General features: G+C 59.7%; 13 protein-coding genes. 12 read left to right on the forward strand and 1 reads right to left on the reverse strand.

Going from position 1 to position 16,150, the window contains the following annotated elements:
• Positions 1-89: 89 nt before the first annotated feature.
• The 12 genes from QNI81_RS10340 to QNI81_RS10395 all read left to right on the forward strand — a co-directional run bounded on the left by QNI81_RS10340 (position 90) and on the right by QNI81_RS10395 (position 13,984).
• On the forward strand, positions 90-719 hold the full coding sequence (locus QNI81_RS10340) for a DUF6931 family protein (RefSeq protein WP_009177598.1): 630 nt from the start codon (positions 90-92) through the stop codon (positions 717-719).
• 56 nt (positions 720-775) lie between these two features.
• Entirely contained in the window at positions 776-2,101 is a 1,326-nt protein-coding gene (tagH, locus tag QNI81_RS10345) for a type VI secretion system-associated FHA domain protein TagH (protein ID WP_283966451.1), read from the forward strand.
• Between the two features lie 93 nt (positions 2,102-2,194).
• Positions 2,195-3,553 (forward strand): type VI secretion system protein TssA, encoded by a 1,359-nt coding sequence (locus QNI81_RS10350; RefSeq protein WP_283966452.1) that lies wholly within the window; start codon positions 2,195-2,197, stop codon positions 3,551-3,553.
• 108 nt (positions 3,554-3,661) lie between these two features.
• Entirely contained in the window at positions 3,662-4,186 is a 525-nt protein-coding gene (gene tssB / locus QNI81_RS10355; protein WP_005614119.1) for a type VI secretion system contractile sheath small subunit, read from the forward strand.
• Between the two features lie 36 nt (positions 4,187-4,222).
• Positions 4,223-5,716, forward strand: a complete 1,494-nt coding sequence (gene tssC, locus QNI81_RS10360) for a type VI secretion system contractile sheath large subunit (RefSeq protein WP_005614120.1) — start codon at positions 4,223-4,225, stop codon at positions 5,714-5,716.
• A 50-nt stretch (positions 5,717-5,766) separates the two neighbouring features.
• Positions 5,767-6,264, forward strand: a complete 498-nt coding sequence (locus QNI81_RS10365) for an Hcp family type VI secretion system effector (protein WP_009178194.1) — start codon at positions 5,767-5,769, stop codon at positions 6,262-6,264.
• A gap of 138 nt (positions 6,265-6,402) precedes the next feature.
• Entirely contained in the window at positions 6,403-6,996 is a 594-nt protein-coding gene (locus tag QNI81_RS10370; protein ID WP_005614123.1) for a type VI secretion system baseplate subunit TssE, read from the forward strand.
• The gene (gene tssF, locus QNI81_RS10375; protein ID WP_283966453.1) at positions 6,993-8,921 is read left to right on the forward strand and encodes a type VI secretion system baseplate subunit TssF; all 1,929 of its coding nucleotides are present in this window, start codon (positions 6,993-6,995) and stop codon (positions 8,919-8,921) included. Before QNI81_RS10370 ends, tssF begins: the two co-directional genes overlap by 4 nt.
• The gene (gene tssG / locus QNI81_RS10380; protein WP_065328774.1) at positions 8,918-10,039 is read left to right on the forward strand and encodes a type VI secretion system baseplate subunit TssG; all 1,122 of its coding nucleotides are present in this window, start codon (positions 8,918-8,920) and stop codon (positions 10,037-10,039) included. The genes tssF and tssG overlap by 4 nt, the downstream gene beginning before the upstream one ends.
• Positions 10,040-10,071: 32 nt before the next feature.
• On the forward strand, positions 10,072-12,795 hold the full coding sequence (gene tssH / locus QNI81_RS10385) for a type VI secretion system ATPase TssH (RefSeq protein ID WP_283966454.1): 2,724 nt from the start codon (positions 10,072-10,074) through the stop codon (positions 12,793-12,795).
• 50 nt (positions 12,796-12,845) lie between these two features.
• Positions 12,846-13,604 (forward strand): hypothetical protein, encoded by a 759-nt coding sequence (locus QNI81_RS10390; RefSeq protein ID WP_009178153.1) that lies wholly within the window; start codon positions 12,846-12,848, stop codon positions 13,602-13,604.
• Positions 13,604-13,984, forward strand: coding sequence for a hypothetical protein (locus tag QNI81_RS10395; RefSeq protein ID WP_283966455.1), 381 nt, complete (start codon positions 13,604-13,606; stop codon positions 13,982-13,984). Before QNI81_RS10390 ends, QNI81_RS10395 begins: the two co-directional genes overlap by 1 nt.
• 15 nt (positions 13,985-13,999) lie before the next feature.
• On the opposite strand, the gene QNI81_RS10400 is transcribed toward QNI81_RS10395, so the two are convergent.
• Positions 14,000-16,147 carry a peptidoglycan DD-metalloendopeptidase family protein gene (locus tag QNI81_RS10400; protein WP_283966456.1) on the reverse strand — a complete coding sequence of 716 codons (2,148 nt, stop codon included), beginning with the start codon at positions 16,145-16,147 and terminating at the stop codon, positions 14,000-14,002.
• Positions 16,148-16,150: the final 3 nt, after the last annotated feature.

The raw sequence follows: 16,150 nt of genomic DNA on the forward strand, positions 1-16,150 counted from the left end.
GCATGTCGCAACAGCTCTTTTCATCGCCCTTGTCATCGCCCCTGTATTTTGCAGATCCCCGGCCCCTAGCTTTTTGGACAACGACCGCCGTGACCTCAGACCTAAATGAAATAAACTCTCCTGCCGGGCAGCCGTCCTCGGATAACGATGACCTTGATAAAACGCAGCCGCCGCTGTCGGCCTTGCGTCACGAAATCCCGACAGAGCTATACCGCCAGATGCCGCAACTTGGGCGGCTGACGCAAAACCACCCACGCGACAATGAGGACGGCTTGACGTTTTTGATGCGCCTGCGTGCATCAACGACGCCAGAGGATGCGGTAACATTTACGGCATTTGCGGCAAAACCGAAGATGGCGATCTGGTGGGGCTATGAGTGCCTTCGGCATGCGGCCAGCGAACTGAGCGCCAATGATCGGCACATGATGGAGCTTGTTGCAACATGGACCACCTACCCCGACGACGAGAACCGCTTTCGCACCGCGCGTGAGGCTCTTTATGCACCGGTACGTAGCCCTGCAGTCTTTTTGGGGTTGGCGGTCACATGGTCTGGCGGCAGCATTGCCCCTAACGACCCCGCACAGGTTCCCGAACACCGGGCACCTCGTGCAATCAACTCTGCCGTGTTATCGTGCCTGAGCGGCGCGGCGCTGAACAATCGGCCCATCCAGCTCGCCCGTTTTATTGACCTTGCAGCCCCGCTCTTTCGCTCTTTCTAATCACCCCAACCACATATTCGGGGTAGCCCCAACGTGACACGAGACCAAATTCGACTATGACACTGACCCTGCGACTGGAAAATTTTGAATTGCTGCAGGACGGCAGCCCAGCCTGGATCACGCTGCAGGAAAACAGCATCAATGTCGGGCGCAACCGTGCCATGGATTGGGTGCTGCCCGATCCGTCTCGGCACGTCTCCGGGCATCACTTTGATGTGAGCTTTCATGATGGTGCCTATTGGCTGACAGACGTGTCGACCAACGGGACCTTTATGCAGGGGCAGCATCACCGCATCCAAGGGGCCGTTCAGCTGCGTGGCGGTGAACGGCTGGTCGTCGGGCATTATATCATCGCGGTAGAGAGCGGGGCCGCTGGCGCGCAGCCTGCTGCAATACCACAGCCCAGCTACGGGACGAGCGACGAAGAGGCTGACCCATGGGATTTGGGGCTGCAGCCGCAAGATCCGGTCAACCCATTGCCGCGTGCACCTGCCAGTGCGCACGCTTTTGATGACGTGGCACAAGAGTTCCTGCAACTCACGCCACAAATGCCACCGGCGCAGGCGGCACCTGCCACACCACCACCCATCCCGTCACCGCCGCCAACGACCCCGTCACCTTATGTGCCGCCCGCCGAACCAGCCGCAGGACAAGCGGCAGGACAAGCGCCCATTGCGCCGATGCCGATGCCCTCGCCGGCCTCTCCCGCTCATCCGCCGCAAGCCACCCCGGCGCCGCCTCCCAGTCAGGCGATGCCAGCCGCCGCCCCACCGGCGCAGGCGCCCACAGCCGACAATGGCGCGGCCGTTTTACGTGCATTTTGCGAAGGCGCGGGGCTTGATCCGCAACTCGCGGGCAGTGCTGATCCTGAAAAGCTCGCTCATGCGCTTGGACAAGCGGTGTCCTCGGCCACGGGAGAGATCATGCGCATGTTGCAAGATCGTGCCAGCGTCAAACAGTTCACCAAAGGTGGCGAGCGCACCATGCGTAACGCCCATGGCAACAACCCTTTGAAATTCCTGCCCGATCCACATCAAGCCATGGACACCATGTTTCTGACCCCGCGCGAAGGCTTCATGGAGGGGCCGGAGAGCTTTGCCTCGGCGCTTGCAGACTTGCGCGGGCATCAGCAGGCCGTTTTTGCTGCGCTGCAACCTGCGCTTGCTGCGGTTCTCATGGGGTTGTCGCCCGAGGAAATCGAATCATCCGAAGAGGGGCGCGCGCTTCTGGGCGGCAGCCGTCGCAGCAAGCTATGGGACAGCTATGTCGCGCGCTGGGACAAGAAGGCCTCTGAGGCAGAGCACGGCATGTTGGACGTCTTCCTGAAGGCATTTGCACAAGCATACGCGGACGCTGCCGCCAAACATGGGAAATTTGACTGAACCGTCACCCTTGACGACACTCCATAGTTGATTAACTTCTCCCCAAGAATTTCAAAGTGAAAACTCTGGGTTACAAACAAATAGGATTGATTGATGCGCACCAGCGCGCGCGCCACACCTCTTTCAGACGATTTGCCCTGCGGGCCGGACCTCAACGCAAGTTTTGATCCGGCATACGAAGAGTATTACTTTGGTGCGGTCGGACGGCTACCCGGTTTCTACATGCAACCGGGCGTGGAGCGCCCTGATGGCAGTCGCTCTCCTGATCGCCTGTTTGATCCCAAGGACGTCGATCACCGGGCAGAGACACGCGAAATCGATGCGCTGCTAGACCGCACGCGCGATCTTCGTTTGCTGTCTTTGCAGGCCCAGTGGGATGCGTTGGCGGGTAATCGCAGCGCGTTGCGCGATACCGTCGAGGCCATGGCAACCTTGCTGGAAACCTTGCCTGATGCGGTCCACCCGTCTCTTGAAGATGGTCCCGCCGAGCGTCGTGATGCGATCAATGACCTGAACCAGACGGTCACAGTGGTGCAGCCATTGATGTTCATGGGGCTCACTGGCACCACCGAGGTCACGCTGCGCAAAATCCGCGTGGCCAAAGGTGACAATGCGCCGCTCGAGCATGAATCCGAAATCGAGCTCAAGCCCCTGCTGGATGCGTTGACCAATCCCGGCAACAAGAAGCAGGTGGAAGATGCCCATCAGGATTTCACCACGATACGCTCGGCCGCGTCGCGGATAAAATCCGCCTGCACGACTCATCCGACGTCACCGTTTCAGCCCAATTTCGAGCAGCTATTTGCGGTTCTCGATGACATCTTGGATGTGCTGACAACCGCGCGCCCCGACCTGGCCGCAAGCGCAGCACCAGAGCCTGCGCCCGCAGAAACCGCGGCGGAAAAACCTGATCTGCAGGCACCGCCTGCACTCGCCACGGCCCGCACGGCCAATGTTGAACCGCTGCGCACACCTGTGCAAATCGTCAGCCAACTGCACGCGCGAAGAGTGCTGGAATCCTGCGAAGTCTACTATCGCAAGAACGAGCCCTCCTCTGCGGCTTTGCTCTTGGTGACGCAGGCGCGCCTGCTGATCGGCAAACCTCTGGTTGAGGCGCTGCAAGCTTTGTTGCCGTCACAAGCATCCGCGGCAGTTGTAGATTTTGGCGCACCAACAGGATTTTTGCTGGGCGCGGATCGCTTGGCGGAACTGAGCGGCGCGCTGCCCGATACCTCGGATGCGGCGACTGAATTGCCGCAAGATCCCGGCCCTGATCCAAAAATCGCCTCTGCTGCTCAGGCCGCTCAGGCCTTGCAATCGGTCGAAGTGTATTTCCGCCAAACCGAACGCTCCAGCCCGGTCCCGGTTCTTCTGAAACGTGCTCAAAGCTATCTGGATATGGACTTTCAATCTCTGATTGAAGAACTTATACCTCAGGAGAACACAGCCTGAGATGGCAAAAGCATATAGATCCTCGTCATTGCGACGCACATTAGCCCTCGCGGGGCACACAACAATCTTCCGGTTCAGCACGAACCGCACCTAACGGGAGTAGCCAGCATGGCCTCAGATTCAGGTTCCAGCTTCATCAAACGCAACCGTCCGCCACGCGTGCAGATCCAATATGAGGATCCTTTCGACAGCGAACAAATGGTCGAGTTGCCCTTCGTCATGGGCGTCATGTCGGATCTGTCCGGCAATACCCCCGGCGTCGAAAAAGCGCCCGTCGAAGAGCGCACCTTTGCGGATGTGACCAAAGACACCGTAGATGACTACATGGCGTCGCTGCAGCCGGGCATGACCTTCATGGCCGAAAACCGCCTGAGCGGTGATGGCGGCGAAAAGCTGGGCGTTGAGCTTAAATTCGAAAGCCTTGCCGATCTTGAGCCTGCGGCCATCGCGCGTCAGGTTCCGGCGCTGAAAAAACTGCTGGAAGCGCGTGAACAGCTTGCAAACCTGCAGCGCTACATGGCGTCCAAGCCCAAGGCGCAGGACCACCTCAAGAAATTGTTGGAAGACCCAGAGCTGATGGCAGCGCTGGCGGAACGTGCCGCAAAAGAAGAAACCGATGGCGAGGACGCCTGAGCGCACTGAGCGTTCGGACAGGGACAGGTGACACATATGGACAACGAAGCACAGGTACAGGCTGGCGAAGGCGCCGCAGAACTGGATGAACTGTCGGAGTTCTCCGACATTCTGAAACAGACGATCAAACCGCGCACCGATATCGCCGCACAAGAAGTCGATAACGCGGTTGTGGCATTGGTGCGTGAAGCGCTCGACGATCAATCCGTGGTCGCCGAAGATATGATCGATACCGTGGACGCAATGCTGGCGAAGCTGGACAAAAAACTGTCCGACCAGATGAACGCGATCATCCACAACGAAGAATTCCAGCAGTTCGAAGCCAGCTGGCGCGGGCTTGCCTATACGCTCAACAACGCTGAGACCGATGCGACGTTGCGTGTGAAGGTACTGAACGTCTCCAAAAAGGAACTGCAGGGAATGATGCGTCGTTTCCCCGGTGCCAAATGGGACAAATCTCCGCTGTTCAACATTGTGTACGAGCAAAACCTCGGCACGCTCGGCGGCAAACCTTTCGGCTGCTTGGTCGGCGATTATCACTTCGATCACTCCTCGCCGGATGTGAACCTTCTGAACTCCATCGGCAAGATTTCCGAGGCCGCGCTTGCGCCCTTCATTTCTGGTGCCTCGCCCAATCTTCTCGGGCTTGACGACTGGAACGAAATTTCCGCTCCGCCGGATCTTTCCGAAATCTTCGAAACTCCGGAATACGCCCAGTGGAACAGCCTGCGCGACAGCGAGAACTCTCGTTTCGTTGCGCTGACCCTGCCCCGCGTTCTGTCGCGTGAACCCTACAGCCAGAACTCCAATTCGGTGGTTGAAGAGTTCAACTTCGAAGAAGAAACCGACGGTCACGCAGGCACGCAGTATGCGTGGATGAACTCCGCCCATGCGATGGCGGCCAACATCAACCGCGCATTCAAGGAACACGGCTGGACTGTCCGCATCCGCGGCGTCACCTCCGGTGGTGAAGTGGCGAACCTGCCGACCCATGTGTTCGATACCGGCGATGGTGCCAAGGATCTGAAGTGCCCCACCGAAGTGTCGATCACCGACCGTCGCGAAGGCGAGTTGAGCAAGGCGGGCCTGATTGGCCTGATCCACCGCCAGCACACCGATAAGGCTGCCTTCATCGGCGCTCAGAGCCTCTATCGACCCAAGACCTACGTCGACGATCAGGCGACCGCGTCGGACAACATGTCCTCGCGCATTCCCTACATCTTTGCCGTATCGCGCTTCAGCCACTATCTGAAGGCGATGGTGCGCGACAAAATCGGTCAAAGCCCGGATGTCTCGCAGCTTCAGCGTGACCTGCAGGCATGGGTGAATAAATACGTCTCCGGCAACCCGGAAAGCGCAAGCGAGATGGAAAAGGCCAAAAAGCCACTGGCCGGAGCCAAAGTAGAAGTTGTCGAGGACGAACTGAACCCCGGCTACTATCAGGGCAAGTTTTTCCTCAAACCTCATTTCCAGATGGAAGGTATGGATATCGGCATGAGCCTTGTGTCGAAACTGCCATCTGGGAAGTAATTCGTTTTCCCCCCTGGAGAGCGATATGTAGCGCCTAAAGGAGTTATTTCATGGCGATTGATTGTTTTTTGAAACTTGACAACGGCATCGTTGGCGAATGCCAGGATGACAAACATAAAGACTGGATCGACATCCTGTCCTGGGGCTGGTCCATGTCTCAGTCCGGCACTACCCACATGGGCGGCGGCGGCGGCGGCGGTAAAGTCGACGTGCAGGACATTCAGGTCACCAAATACGTCGATAAAGCGACGCATGACCTGATCAAGCGCTGCTGCTCGGGCGAACATATTAAGTCCGGCCAGCTGGTGGTTCGCAAATCTGGCGGCACCGCTCCTGTCGATTACCTCAAAATCGACTTCGAAGACGTGATGATCACCAACTACCAGACCGGTGGCAGCAAGGATGGCCTGGACCGCGTTCAGGAAACCCTGACCCTGAACTTCCGCCGCTTCCAGGTGACCTACACCTTCCAAGAGCAGTCCGGTGCCGCTGGCCCCGAGAGCCTCGCAGGTTGGGAAATCGCCGAGAACAAGGAATGGGGCAAGTAAGACCGCCCTCTTTCGGTTCTACGGATTTTCGGGAGGGCCGCGTCCTGCGGCCCTCCCCTTTCGAGCAGATTGGCCCATTTTATTGCAACCGGCCCGACGCTCCACGTTATTTTTAGTCCCGGTGCAGAAGGTACAAACATGCGGCGCGGCGATGCGGACAATTCTGAAACCGGTGATCCCCGCTGGCAAACGGGCCGCAAGGCAAAGACGTCGATCCTGCAGGTCTTTCGGGCGTCTCACAATGAAAAGGACGCGCATCACCGTCGCGAAATATCCGGTGATGGCATCACAAAGCTGACCTCTGCGCGCAAACAACGCCGCTTTGGTGTCTCGGAAACAGAGTTGCGACAGCACCTTGAGGCTGATCTCGCGGCCCTCCTCAATACCATCCACCTTGAGGCGATCTGTCCATTGGACGATGCACCGCATGTGGCCGACTCGATCGTCAACTACGGGTTTCGCGACCTCAGCGGACTTGGCAAAGTCGCGCTCAATACGCCTGCGGTGGTGGCAACGCTGCGCGAGTCTCTGATCCGGTTCGAACCGCGATTGATCGCAGAGAGTCTGGACGTCCAGATCCGCGATACCAGCAATGGTAAGACGCATCACCTTGCAGTGTTTGTGACCGCTGAAATGCTCGGCGACCCTGTCGATGTATCTCTGGATTTTGACGCTGAAATCGACCTCGGCGCGGGCAAAATGTCCCTCTCTCACCTGCGGGTGAACGCATGAGACGCGCATTAAGAGACGCCTATAATCAGGAGCTTGGCCTTCTGAAGGAACGCGCAGCGGAGTTTGCTGGCGAATATCCGGGCCTTGCTGATCGGCTTGGTGGCCTCCTTGAGGAGAATATGGACCCTGCAGTGGCAGGGCTTTTGGAAGGCTCTGCCTTTCTCTCCGCCCAAGTGAAGGTCAAGATGGATGAGGAATACCAGACCTTCACCCGCGAGTTGCTGGAACAGATCTTTCCCGATGCACTCGCTCCGACCCCCAGCGTCATGCTCGTCCGGGCGCAGGCCCCGGCCGACAGCCCGGAAATCGAATCCGGTCTTTCGTTTACGGCAGGCGAGTATATGGACGCCCGTTTCCTCGATGCGCAACAAAGGGTGTCGTGCCGCTTTGCGCTGGCTTCCCCTCTGACAGTCTGGCCGATTGGCGTGACACAGGCCACCTATCACGCCAGTGCAGGACCGATCAGCGCCTTGGGGCAGGAAATCGCCGCCAGCACCAAAGCGGGCCTTGTGGTTGATGTGGCGCGCCTCGACAACGATGGCCAACCCAACCCCACCGAGACGCTCAATACGCTGGAGATGGACAGCCTGACGCTGAACTTCACCGCGCCGATGGACGAAGCGGCCATCCTCTACGAGCAGATTTTCTGCGATTGTACGCGGGTCTCACTGCGCTGGCTCAATGCGCAGGGTGATCCGGTCTTTGCCCGTCTCGCCCCGAACCAGCTGCACAAGATTGGCTTTGACGAAGGTGAGCAGCTCTTTCCGCACCAAAAGCGCTTGTTTGATGGATTTGCACGGCTGCGCGAGTTCTTTGTGTTCCCGCGCAAGTTTCTGGGTTTGCGGCTTACCGGCCTTCGCGATGTGCTGCCGCATGTGCGCAGCAACACGGTTCAACTGGTTTTTGAGTTTTCCAGCCCACGGCAACGTCTGGCGGCTAACCTCGACCCGCAGGATCTTGCGGTCAATGCCGCGCCTGCGGTCAATCTGTTCGAAGAAATGTCGAGCCACCTGCATCTGGACCGCAAGCGCCACGAATACACCATCACGCCCAATTCCTCGCCGATCACCCATTACGAGGTGCATCACATCACCGAGGTCTGGGCGCATTATACTGATCGGCAAAGCAAATCCGAGGTGCATCCGCTCTATGCTCTGCCACCCGAGGGGCGCAGCGCCCGTCAGGCGCTTTATTACACCACGCGGCGCAAGCCCCGCCGACGCACGCTGGCAGAACAGCGTAACGGCATCCCGCGCAATCTCTACCGTGGCACCGAGACCCTGATCAGCCTCTACGAGCCACCCGAGCAAGAACCAGCCAACCGGCTGCAGGTCAAACTCTTGTGCTCCAATCGCCATTTGCCGGAATATTTGCCGATCGCAGACAGCGCCGAGAGTTTTCACCTATGTGACGACCAGACCGTAGCATTGAAATGTCTTGCCGGACCGTCCCCACCGCGTGACAGCCTTGCGGACCGTGAAACCACCGCCAACCACCGCACAACTGCGGGGGATACCTATTGGCGACTGTTGTCCTATCTGTCGCTCGGCACCTCTGGCGTCCAAAGCCCGGATGGCGGCATGTCGGCGGCGTCGTTGCGGGAAATGCTCTCACTCTTTGCTGATCTCTCCGACAGCGTCAGTGAGGCGCAAATTAGCGGTGTGCGCAATCTGGAATGCACCCCGGTGACCCGCACCATTGCCGCACCAGACGGATATCACACTGCGCGCGGGCTGCTGATCCGCGTGACTTTTGACGAAACCGAATTTGAAAGCACCGGTATCGTGCCCCTAGGGGCGGTGCTGGATCATTTCTTTGCCGAATATGCGGCGGTCAACAGCTTCACCCAAACGGTGATACAGAGCTTGCAACGGGGCGAAATCACGCGTTTTGCGCCCCGCTCCGGTACAGGGCCGTTGTTGTGAGTGGTGACGTCGCCTCTGCTGCGGCCTCGCCGGCCGCGACCCGCGTCAGCGAGACGCTGGAGCGCCGCGAGCACCAAGAAAAAGCCGCCAGCGGTGTTGGTCTGTTTTCGCTCCTGCGAGAGCTTGAGCGACGTGCAGGTCACAAACCAGCCATTGGCCAGAACAAGCGGCTGCGCGATGCCATCGTGCATCTGGGTCAAGACCCGGCCCTTGCCTTTCCCACCCGCGATGTGGCGCGTGTTGACTTGACCCAAAGCACCCCACGCCTGCGGGCACAGTTCATGGGGTTGTTCGGCGCGTTTGGCGCGCTACCGCTCAACTGGACCGAAGAGGTTGAGTCGTGGTTCTCTGCCGGGGACGAAAGCTTCGTCGCCTTTTGCGACATCTTCACTGCACGTTTTCAGGAGCTGTTTTTCCGTGCATGGTCCGATGCCCGGGCAATAAGCCAGTTCGACCACGCCGATAGTGACCGGTTTCAGGCTTATATTCTATCGCTTCTTGGCTGTGGCACCGCAGCCAACCGGTCCGGGGCGCGTCCCGATGACATGACCAAGCTACATCTCGCACCGCTGGCAACCGGACGCGTCAAAAGCCCCGTACGCCTGCGCCAAATGCTGGAGCTGCATTTCAACGGTCGCGCCCGTTTTCGGATCGAGGAGCACGTTCCCTGCTGGCTCGAACTCGAACCAGATGCGCATTGCCTCTTGGGGGCCCAAGGCTGCACCCTTGGTGAGAACAGTGTTCTGGGCGGGTATGTGCAATCCCTCAGTGCCAAGATCCGCCTTCACGTGATGCTCAGTGATCTGGCCCAGTATCAGCGTTTCCTTCCCGGCGGCCCCGATCACGCGGCGCTTCAGGATATTGTGTTCTGGTATCTCGGACAGGCCTTTGACATTGAAACCGCGCTATGGCTGCCGCGCCCGCAAATATCCACCGCCGTGCTGGGACAAAGCACACAAGTAGGTTGGCTCGCCTGTGTCGGTTCGATCAGCACGCCCGATCTCCCGACCGCGACCAGCCCCCTACCACGCAGCGCCGATGGATACCTGCAAGTCAGCCGCTATCCGCTGCTTCCCGAACCCTTTGACCAAGATGAATTGAAGTCCTCCGCCGCCTGACAGGTGTGCGGCCCAATCGAGGCCCCTGTTTCATGACTGAAATTACAATTGAAAAATACGCCGGCAAGATGAACCGCGCAGGCTATGATGCCTTTCTTCAGGGCATGCGCGACGCCAGAACAGCGCGAAATCGCTACGTCGATCTCTGCCACTGGCTGTTTCATTCGGTCTCCAACCAGAATGCCGACATCTCCGTCACTTTGCGCCAGCTGAACCTGGATCGCGGTCGGGTGCTTAAGGACCTGTCGGGCGCGATGGACCGTCTCGACAAAAATGTGACGGAAACACCGGGCATCAGCGATCATCTGGCCGATGCGCTGAACCACGCCTGGACCTATGCGACATTGTTTTTTGGCGAGGCGCAGATCCGCACCGGCCACGTTCTGACCGCGCTGCTCAACGATCCCTCCCTGCGTCGACAGTTGCTGCGCTATTCTTCGGTGTTTGAACAGATCTCCGCAGAACAACTGGGTCAGGACAGCCGCAGCCTCTGGGCGGGCAGCGAAGAGGACACGATGCGCCCGATGGATGGCGCGAACCTCTCAACAACCGAGGACAGTGGCGCTGCCTCTCAGGGCAAAGGCGGCACCACCGCGCTTGGCCGGTTTGCCAAGGACATGACCGCCGCAGCGGGCGAGATGGACCCGATCAAGGGCCGCAACGACGAGATCCGTCAGCTCATCGATGTGCTCCTGCGCCGACGCCAGAACAACCCGATCCTGACGGGCGAGGCCGGTGTCGGCAAAACCGCCGTGGTCGAGGGGTTTGCCCAGTTGCTCGCCGCCGGGGATGTGCCGCCCAAACTCAAGGGCACGCGCTTGTTTGAGCTGGACATCCAGTCGATGCAGGCTGGTGCCTCGATCAAGGGCGAGTTCGAACAGCGCCTGAAATCGGTCATCGACGAGGTTCAGTCCTCACCCGAACCCATCATCCTCTTTATCGACGAGGCCCACACGCTGATCGGTGCGGGTGGTCAGGCAGGAACCGGGGACGCCGCCAATCTGTTGAAACCGGCGCTGGCCCGCGGCACCCTGCGCACCATCGCCGCCACCACCTGGAGCGAGTATCGCCAGCACATCGAAAAAGACCCGGCCCTGACCCGACGGTTCCAGCCGGTGAATGTGGATGAACCCTCAATCGAAGTCTGCTGTGACATGTTGCGCGGTATCCTTGGCCCGATGCAGGACCACCACAAGGTGCGTATTTCCGACGCTGCCATCGTCAGCGCGGTCACGCTCTCGCATCGCTACATCCCGGCCCGGCGATTGCCGGACAAGGCGGTCTCGCTTCTGGATACCGCCTGCGCCCGGGTGGCGCTCAGCCAGTCCGCCCTGCCCGCCCGTATCACCGCCACCCGCGCCCGGGTCGACGCGCTCGAGGCAGAGCTTGCCGGCAAGACAGAGGCCCGCGATCTGGGCGAGAGCCACGAAGACCGCATCGCAGAGATCAAGACCGAGATCGTTGAACTGACGGACCGACTGGCCGCGCTTGATACCGGCTACGCCCGCGAAAAAGAGATCGTCGATCAGGTGCTTGACCTGCGCCAGCGCCTCAAAGCACAGACCTCCGACACGCCCGGCGCACAGGACGCTGCCCGCAGCGAAACAGCGGACGCCGGGCAACCGGAGGCGGACGCCCCGGACGCAACAACCGACATCGACCCAGATGCCTTGCGCCGCGAGATGCAGGCACAGATGACCGCGCTGGACGAGACCAACCCGGACGACCGCATGGTCTTTGCCCATGTGGACGAACAGGCCGTCGCCGCCGTGATCTCGGACTGGACCGGCATCCCTGCGGGTCGGATGATGCAGGATGAACTCGACGCGGTGCTGAACCTCTCCGATGATCTGCGCGCCCGCGTCATCGGTCAGGATCACGGCCTCAAATCCATCGCCAAACGCATCGAGATCAGCCGCGCGGGCCTTGGCAACCCCAACAAGCCCATCGGCGTCTTCATGCTCTGCGGACCCTCCGGTGTCGGTAAGACCGAAACCGCGCTGGCTCTGGCAGAGGCACTTTATGGGGGCGAGCAGAACGTCATCACCATCAATATGAGCGAATTCCAAGAGGCCCATACCGTCTCGCTCCTGAAAGGCGCGCCTCCGGGCTACGTCGGCTATGGCGAAGGCGGTCGCCTGACCGAGGCCGTGCGCCGCAAGCCCTACTCCGTGGTGTTGCTCGACGAGATCGAAAAAGCACACCCCGATGTGCACGAGATCTTCTTTCAGGTCTTTGACAAAGGCGTCATGGAAGACGGCAATGGCCGCATGATCGACTTCAAGAACACGTTGATCCTGCTCACCTCGAATGTGGGCACCGAGGTTATCATGGACCGTGTCGGCCCCGACGGCAGCGCGGCAGACCTTGATCTGGAGGAACTCGACGTGGCGCTGAAACCCAGCCTGCTGGAGGTCTTCCCCCCCGCCTTGCTGGGCCGCATTGTCACCATCCCTTACCTGCCGCTCAGCACTGATGTCCTCGGCGGCATCACGCGCCTGAAGCTCTCGGCAGTCGAAAAACGCCTCAAGGGCGCACATGGCACCGAATTGGTTTATGGCGACGATGTGATCGAGCATATCACCAGCCTCTGCCGCGACCCCGACAGCGGCGGGCGGATGATCGACAATATCATCTCCAATTCCATCCTGCCGGAGCTGAGCCGCAAGGTGCTAAAAACCCTCAGCACCGGAGGCGAAATCCATCGCGTCACCGTGACCGCCGATACTGAGGGCTTCCACTACGCCCTGAGCTGACCTTTTTCCCACTGGTCTTTCAATCCACTTTATTCCTCAAGAGAGTTCCCATGCCCGAAACGCTTCAGACTGGTAACTGCACCATTAAAACCGACAGCCGCGAAATCACGTTAGAAGAGACGCTGCTTTATGTTGTCGAGATCAACAACGATATGGCCGAGGCCAGCGGAATCGACCTTGTTACGGCGGCCACCGCAGGGATCGACAGCGCAGGTGCTGCGAAACTTGTGCAGACCCTTGGCCTCAGCGGTCGCGCCTACATCAAATCCGTCAACGGCAAAGAATACGTGATCATCAAAGGCTATCCCGGCCAGCGTGCCACATTGACCGGTACACGCTATCTGAGTTCAAACCCCAAGGTTGCCAAACTCGTGCTTGGCTCCAAACAACTGGCCAAAGGCGCGGTGCGCATGACTGGTATCGCAGTGGTCGCCTTTGCTGCGTTGCGCGTGGTTGAACACGTGCTGTCAGACAATGATCCGCGTCTGACCCAGTTGCTGGGAACAATTGCGTCAGATGTTGGCAAATTCGCGGTTTCCGCCGGGGCGGGTTTCCTTGCTGGGATGGCAGTGGGCGCTTTGACGACAATCGCCGCTGGTCCGGTGATCGCAGCCGTCATCGTTGGGATTGGCGTGTCGATCCTGCTGGATCGCGTGGATCGTAAATTTGGCCTCACCGAAACACTTGTACGCGCCATCGAGGATACCGTGGATTCCTTTGAAAATCCCTTCCGCGTGCTCGCCCGTCAGATCCGCGCGTGGGAGCAGCATCTGATCAATCAGGCGCTGAAACACACCGGACCCTATTGATGTCCCGCAGTGTTGCGATTTGCATACTCGCCGCGTTCTCCTCGCTGGGGATTGCGGTGGCTATTTGGGGGCTGTGGGATATTTCCGCAGCCCTGAACGCTCTGTCTGCATGTGCAGAACGCGTGTATTTTGACACCAGCAGTTTCTGGTTCCTCGCGCTCGCTGTATTGCCGTTGTTCCTGTTGCTTGCACCGTTGTCAGAGCGTCATCACGCCCGCCTGTTGGCTGGGATTGTGGCATTGGCCTTTCTTCTTCCAGCCGCTGGTTTTTGGGCGATCAAACGCAGCTCTGATGCGCAAGGCTACGTATTCGCCCCGGAACTGGCGCTCTTTTCTTTGCAAGAGACTTCCGCAACTCCCGCGCAGAGCTGTAGGCCCTGAGCGCAGGGTCCCTCCTCAGAGATCTGCCAGTAAAGCATCAATCCGGGTCATATACGCCTTCACCTGTGGTGGGATCACCACTGCGACACGCTGCCCCCGCGATTGCATCTTGCGATCCGCCCACGCAAGAAGGTCCGAGATATTCTTGCCGCGCAAGAACGGGTTGGCAGAGACCACTCCGGCCCCCATCACCTCTTCCACACTCAGGTTGGGATCACTGGAAAGCGCCTGATTGGCCCCGGCCGCGCCAAGGAAATGCGCCAGATACAGCCGCCCTGCGGTAACCTGATGCCCACGTGCGCGCAGATAGCTTTCACTCTCCTGCGCCAGACGTTGCACCATGTCGCGGCTTAGTACCGGATCGTTACGCAGATCCAGAAGTTCCTCACGGGTCAGTTGCTCAACCAGATCGGGGCGATAGGTATTCATCATGCGCACCCAGGTGCTGGAGATGAACTGCCCAGCACCGGTGGCCGAGGATAGCGGGTTTTGCGCCGTGGCATTGCCACCGCTTTCGACATGGATAATACGATCCACAAGCGACGCGACCGCACTGCTGCCGTATTGCGCGGGGTCGGTCGGGCGACCATCCACCCAAAGCTCGAAATGCAAATGCGGGCCAGTCGAACGTCCTGTGGTCCCCACATAGCCAATCTGTTGACCCGCCGCGACGGTGACACCCGGTGCGATCCCATCTGCAAAGCGCTGCATGTGGGCATAGCGCGTCTCCATGTTGCCCTCATGCGTGATCGCCACGAGGTTGCCGTAGCCGCCACTGTCCCCAGCGGCGCGGATCGTGCCCGCCCGTGCGGCAAAGATTGGTGTGCCCTCGGGAGCCGCCCAATCCACCCCATTGTGCGGCTTCATTTTCTTGAGGATGGGGTGCATGCGCATGCCAAATCCGCTGGTCTTCACCCCTCGCACAGGGATTGCCAGCCCGGCCCCAAGGCGCATCCCGCTGACGCCTGCTTCACCCGCGTCAAAGCAGCCAAAGCCCCCTTCCGGCCCCGGCAGCGCCGTCACATAGCAGTGCATCTCTCCCGAAGGCCCCTCAATTCCCGCATAGAGGATTTGCCCGGCACTTCCGGTGGCAGGCTGGCCTGAAAACAGCAGGGTGATCCGATCCCCCTGCTCCGCCAGACGTTCCAGATCAAATCGGCGCGACATCATCACGATCAACTCACCCACGAGACCAGTGGGCACACCGTTGCGCAGCGCAGTGGAGTATAGCGCATCCATCAAGCGCACATTGCGCCCCGGCATCTCCGTGCTGACCAACTGGCCAGAGCGTTGCAGCAAGTCTTTTTCCGCCCACGGGTCAGCAGCGCTGGCAAAACGACCCGGCCCGTTTTGGGCAAGGCTGACCAAGAACCTGTCCGGGCCATAAAGCGACAGCTGTAAAAGCAACGGCGTATCCGCTTGTCCAGCCCGGTTTCGAGACCGCAGCGCGACCACGCTTCCAGCTACAAGGGTCTCATCCAACTCGCCGATCCGAATGGTGGCGGAGGCAATACTCTCAGCCTGCGCGGCATCAATGCCACTGTCCACCAGCACATCGCGCAGCGACCTGTCGGTGTTTAGGACAATGATCTCGTCGTTGAACAATGCAGAGCGGCGCGTCGATGGGATCGTCAGCGCTACGCTTGCGTCACGCGCCAGCAGCGTGTTGCGCCCCTCTTCTTGCGCCGCCTCCAGCGCATCGCGCCGTTGCGCCTGAAACAGCGCAAAATCATCGCGTCCCGACGGCAGTTGCAGGACCAGATTGCGCCCCGCCGTCAATAGATCATCCTGCAACAGCGAAATCGGCAAAGGTTCTGGCCGGCCGTCGCGGATCAATGGCTGACCTGCGGGCAAGGCCAATTCTCGCATCGCCTGATCGCCGGTCTCTTCCACATGCAGCATCATGGGCGCACGGCGCAGATTGAGCATTGCCCGCACCCGCGCCTGCTGCACCGATGGGTCAGGCACCACCGTCTCAGTCGGCACCATCGCCAGTTCTGCATCAAGATCCGCGCCACTGCGCCCGAGCCACCAGACGCCAACGCCGGACAGCGCCGCAAGAACCGCCGTCGCACCGCCAAGCCGCAGAAAGAGGCGGCGCCGCCGACGTTTGCGAGCTTGCGTCTTTGCCTTACGAAAGGCTGGATCGATGGTATATGCCATCCG

Origin of the sequence: Tritonibacter sp. AK171 (assembly GCF_030127025.1) — a bacterium.
In the GTDB taxonomy this organism is placed as follows: Bacteria; Pseudomonadota; Alphaproteobacteria; order Rhodobacterales; family Rhodobacteraceae; genus Epibacterium; species Epibacterium mobile.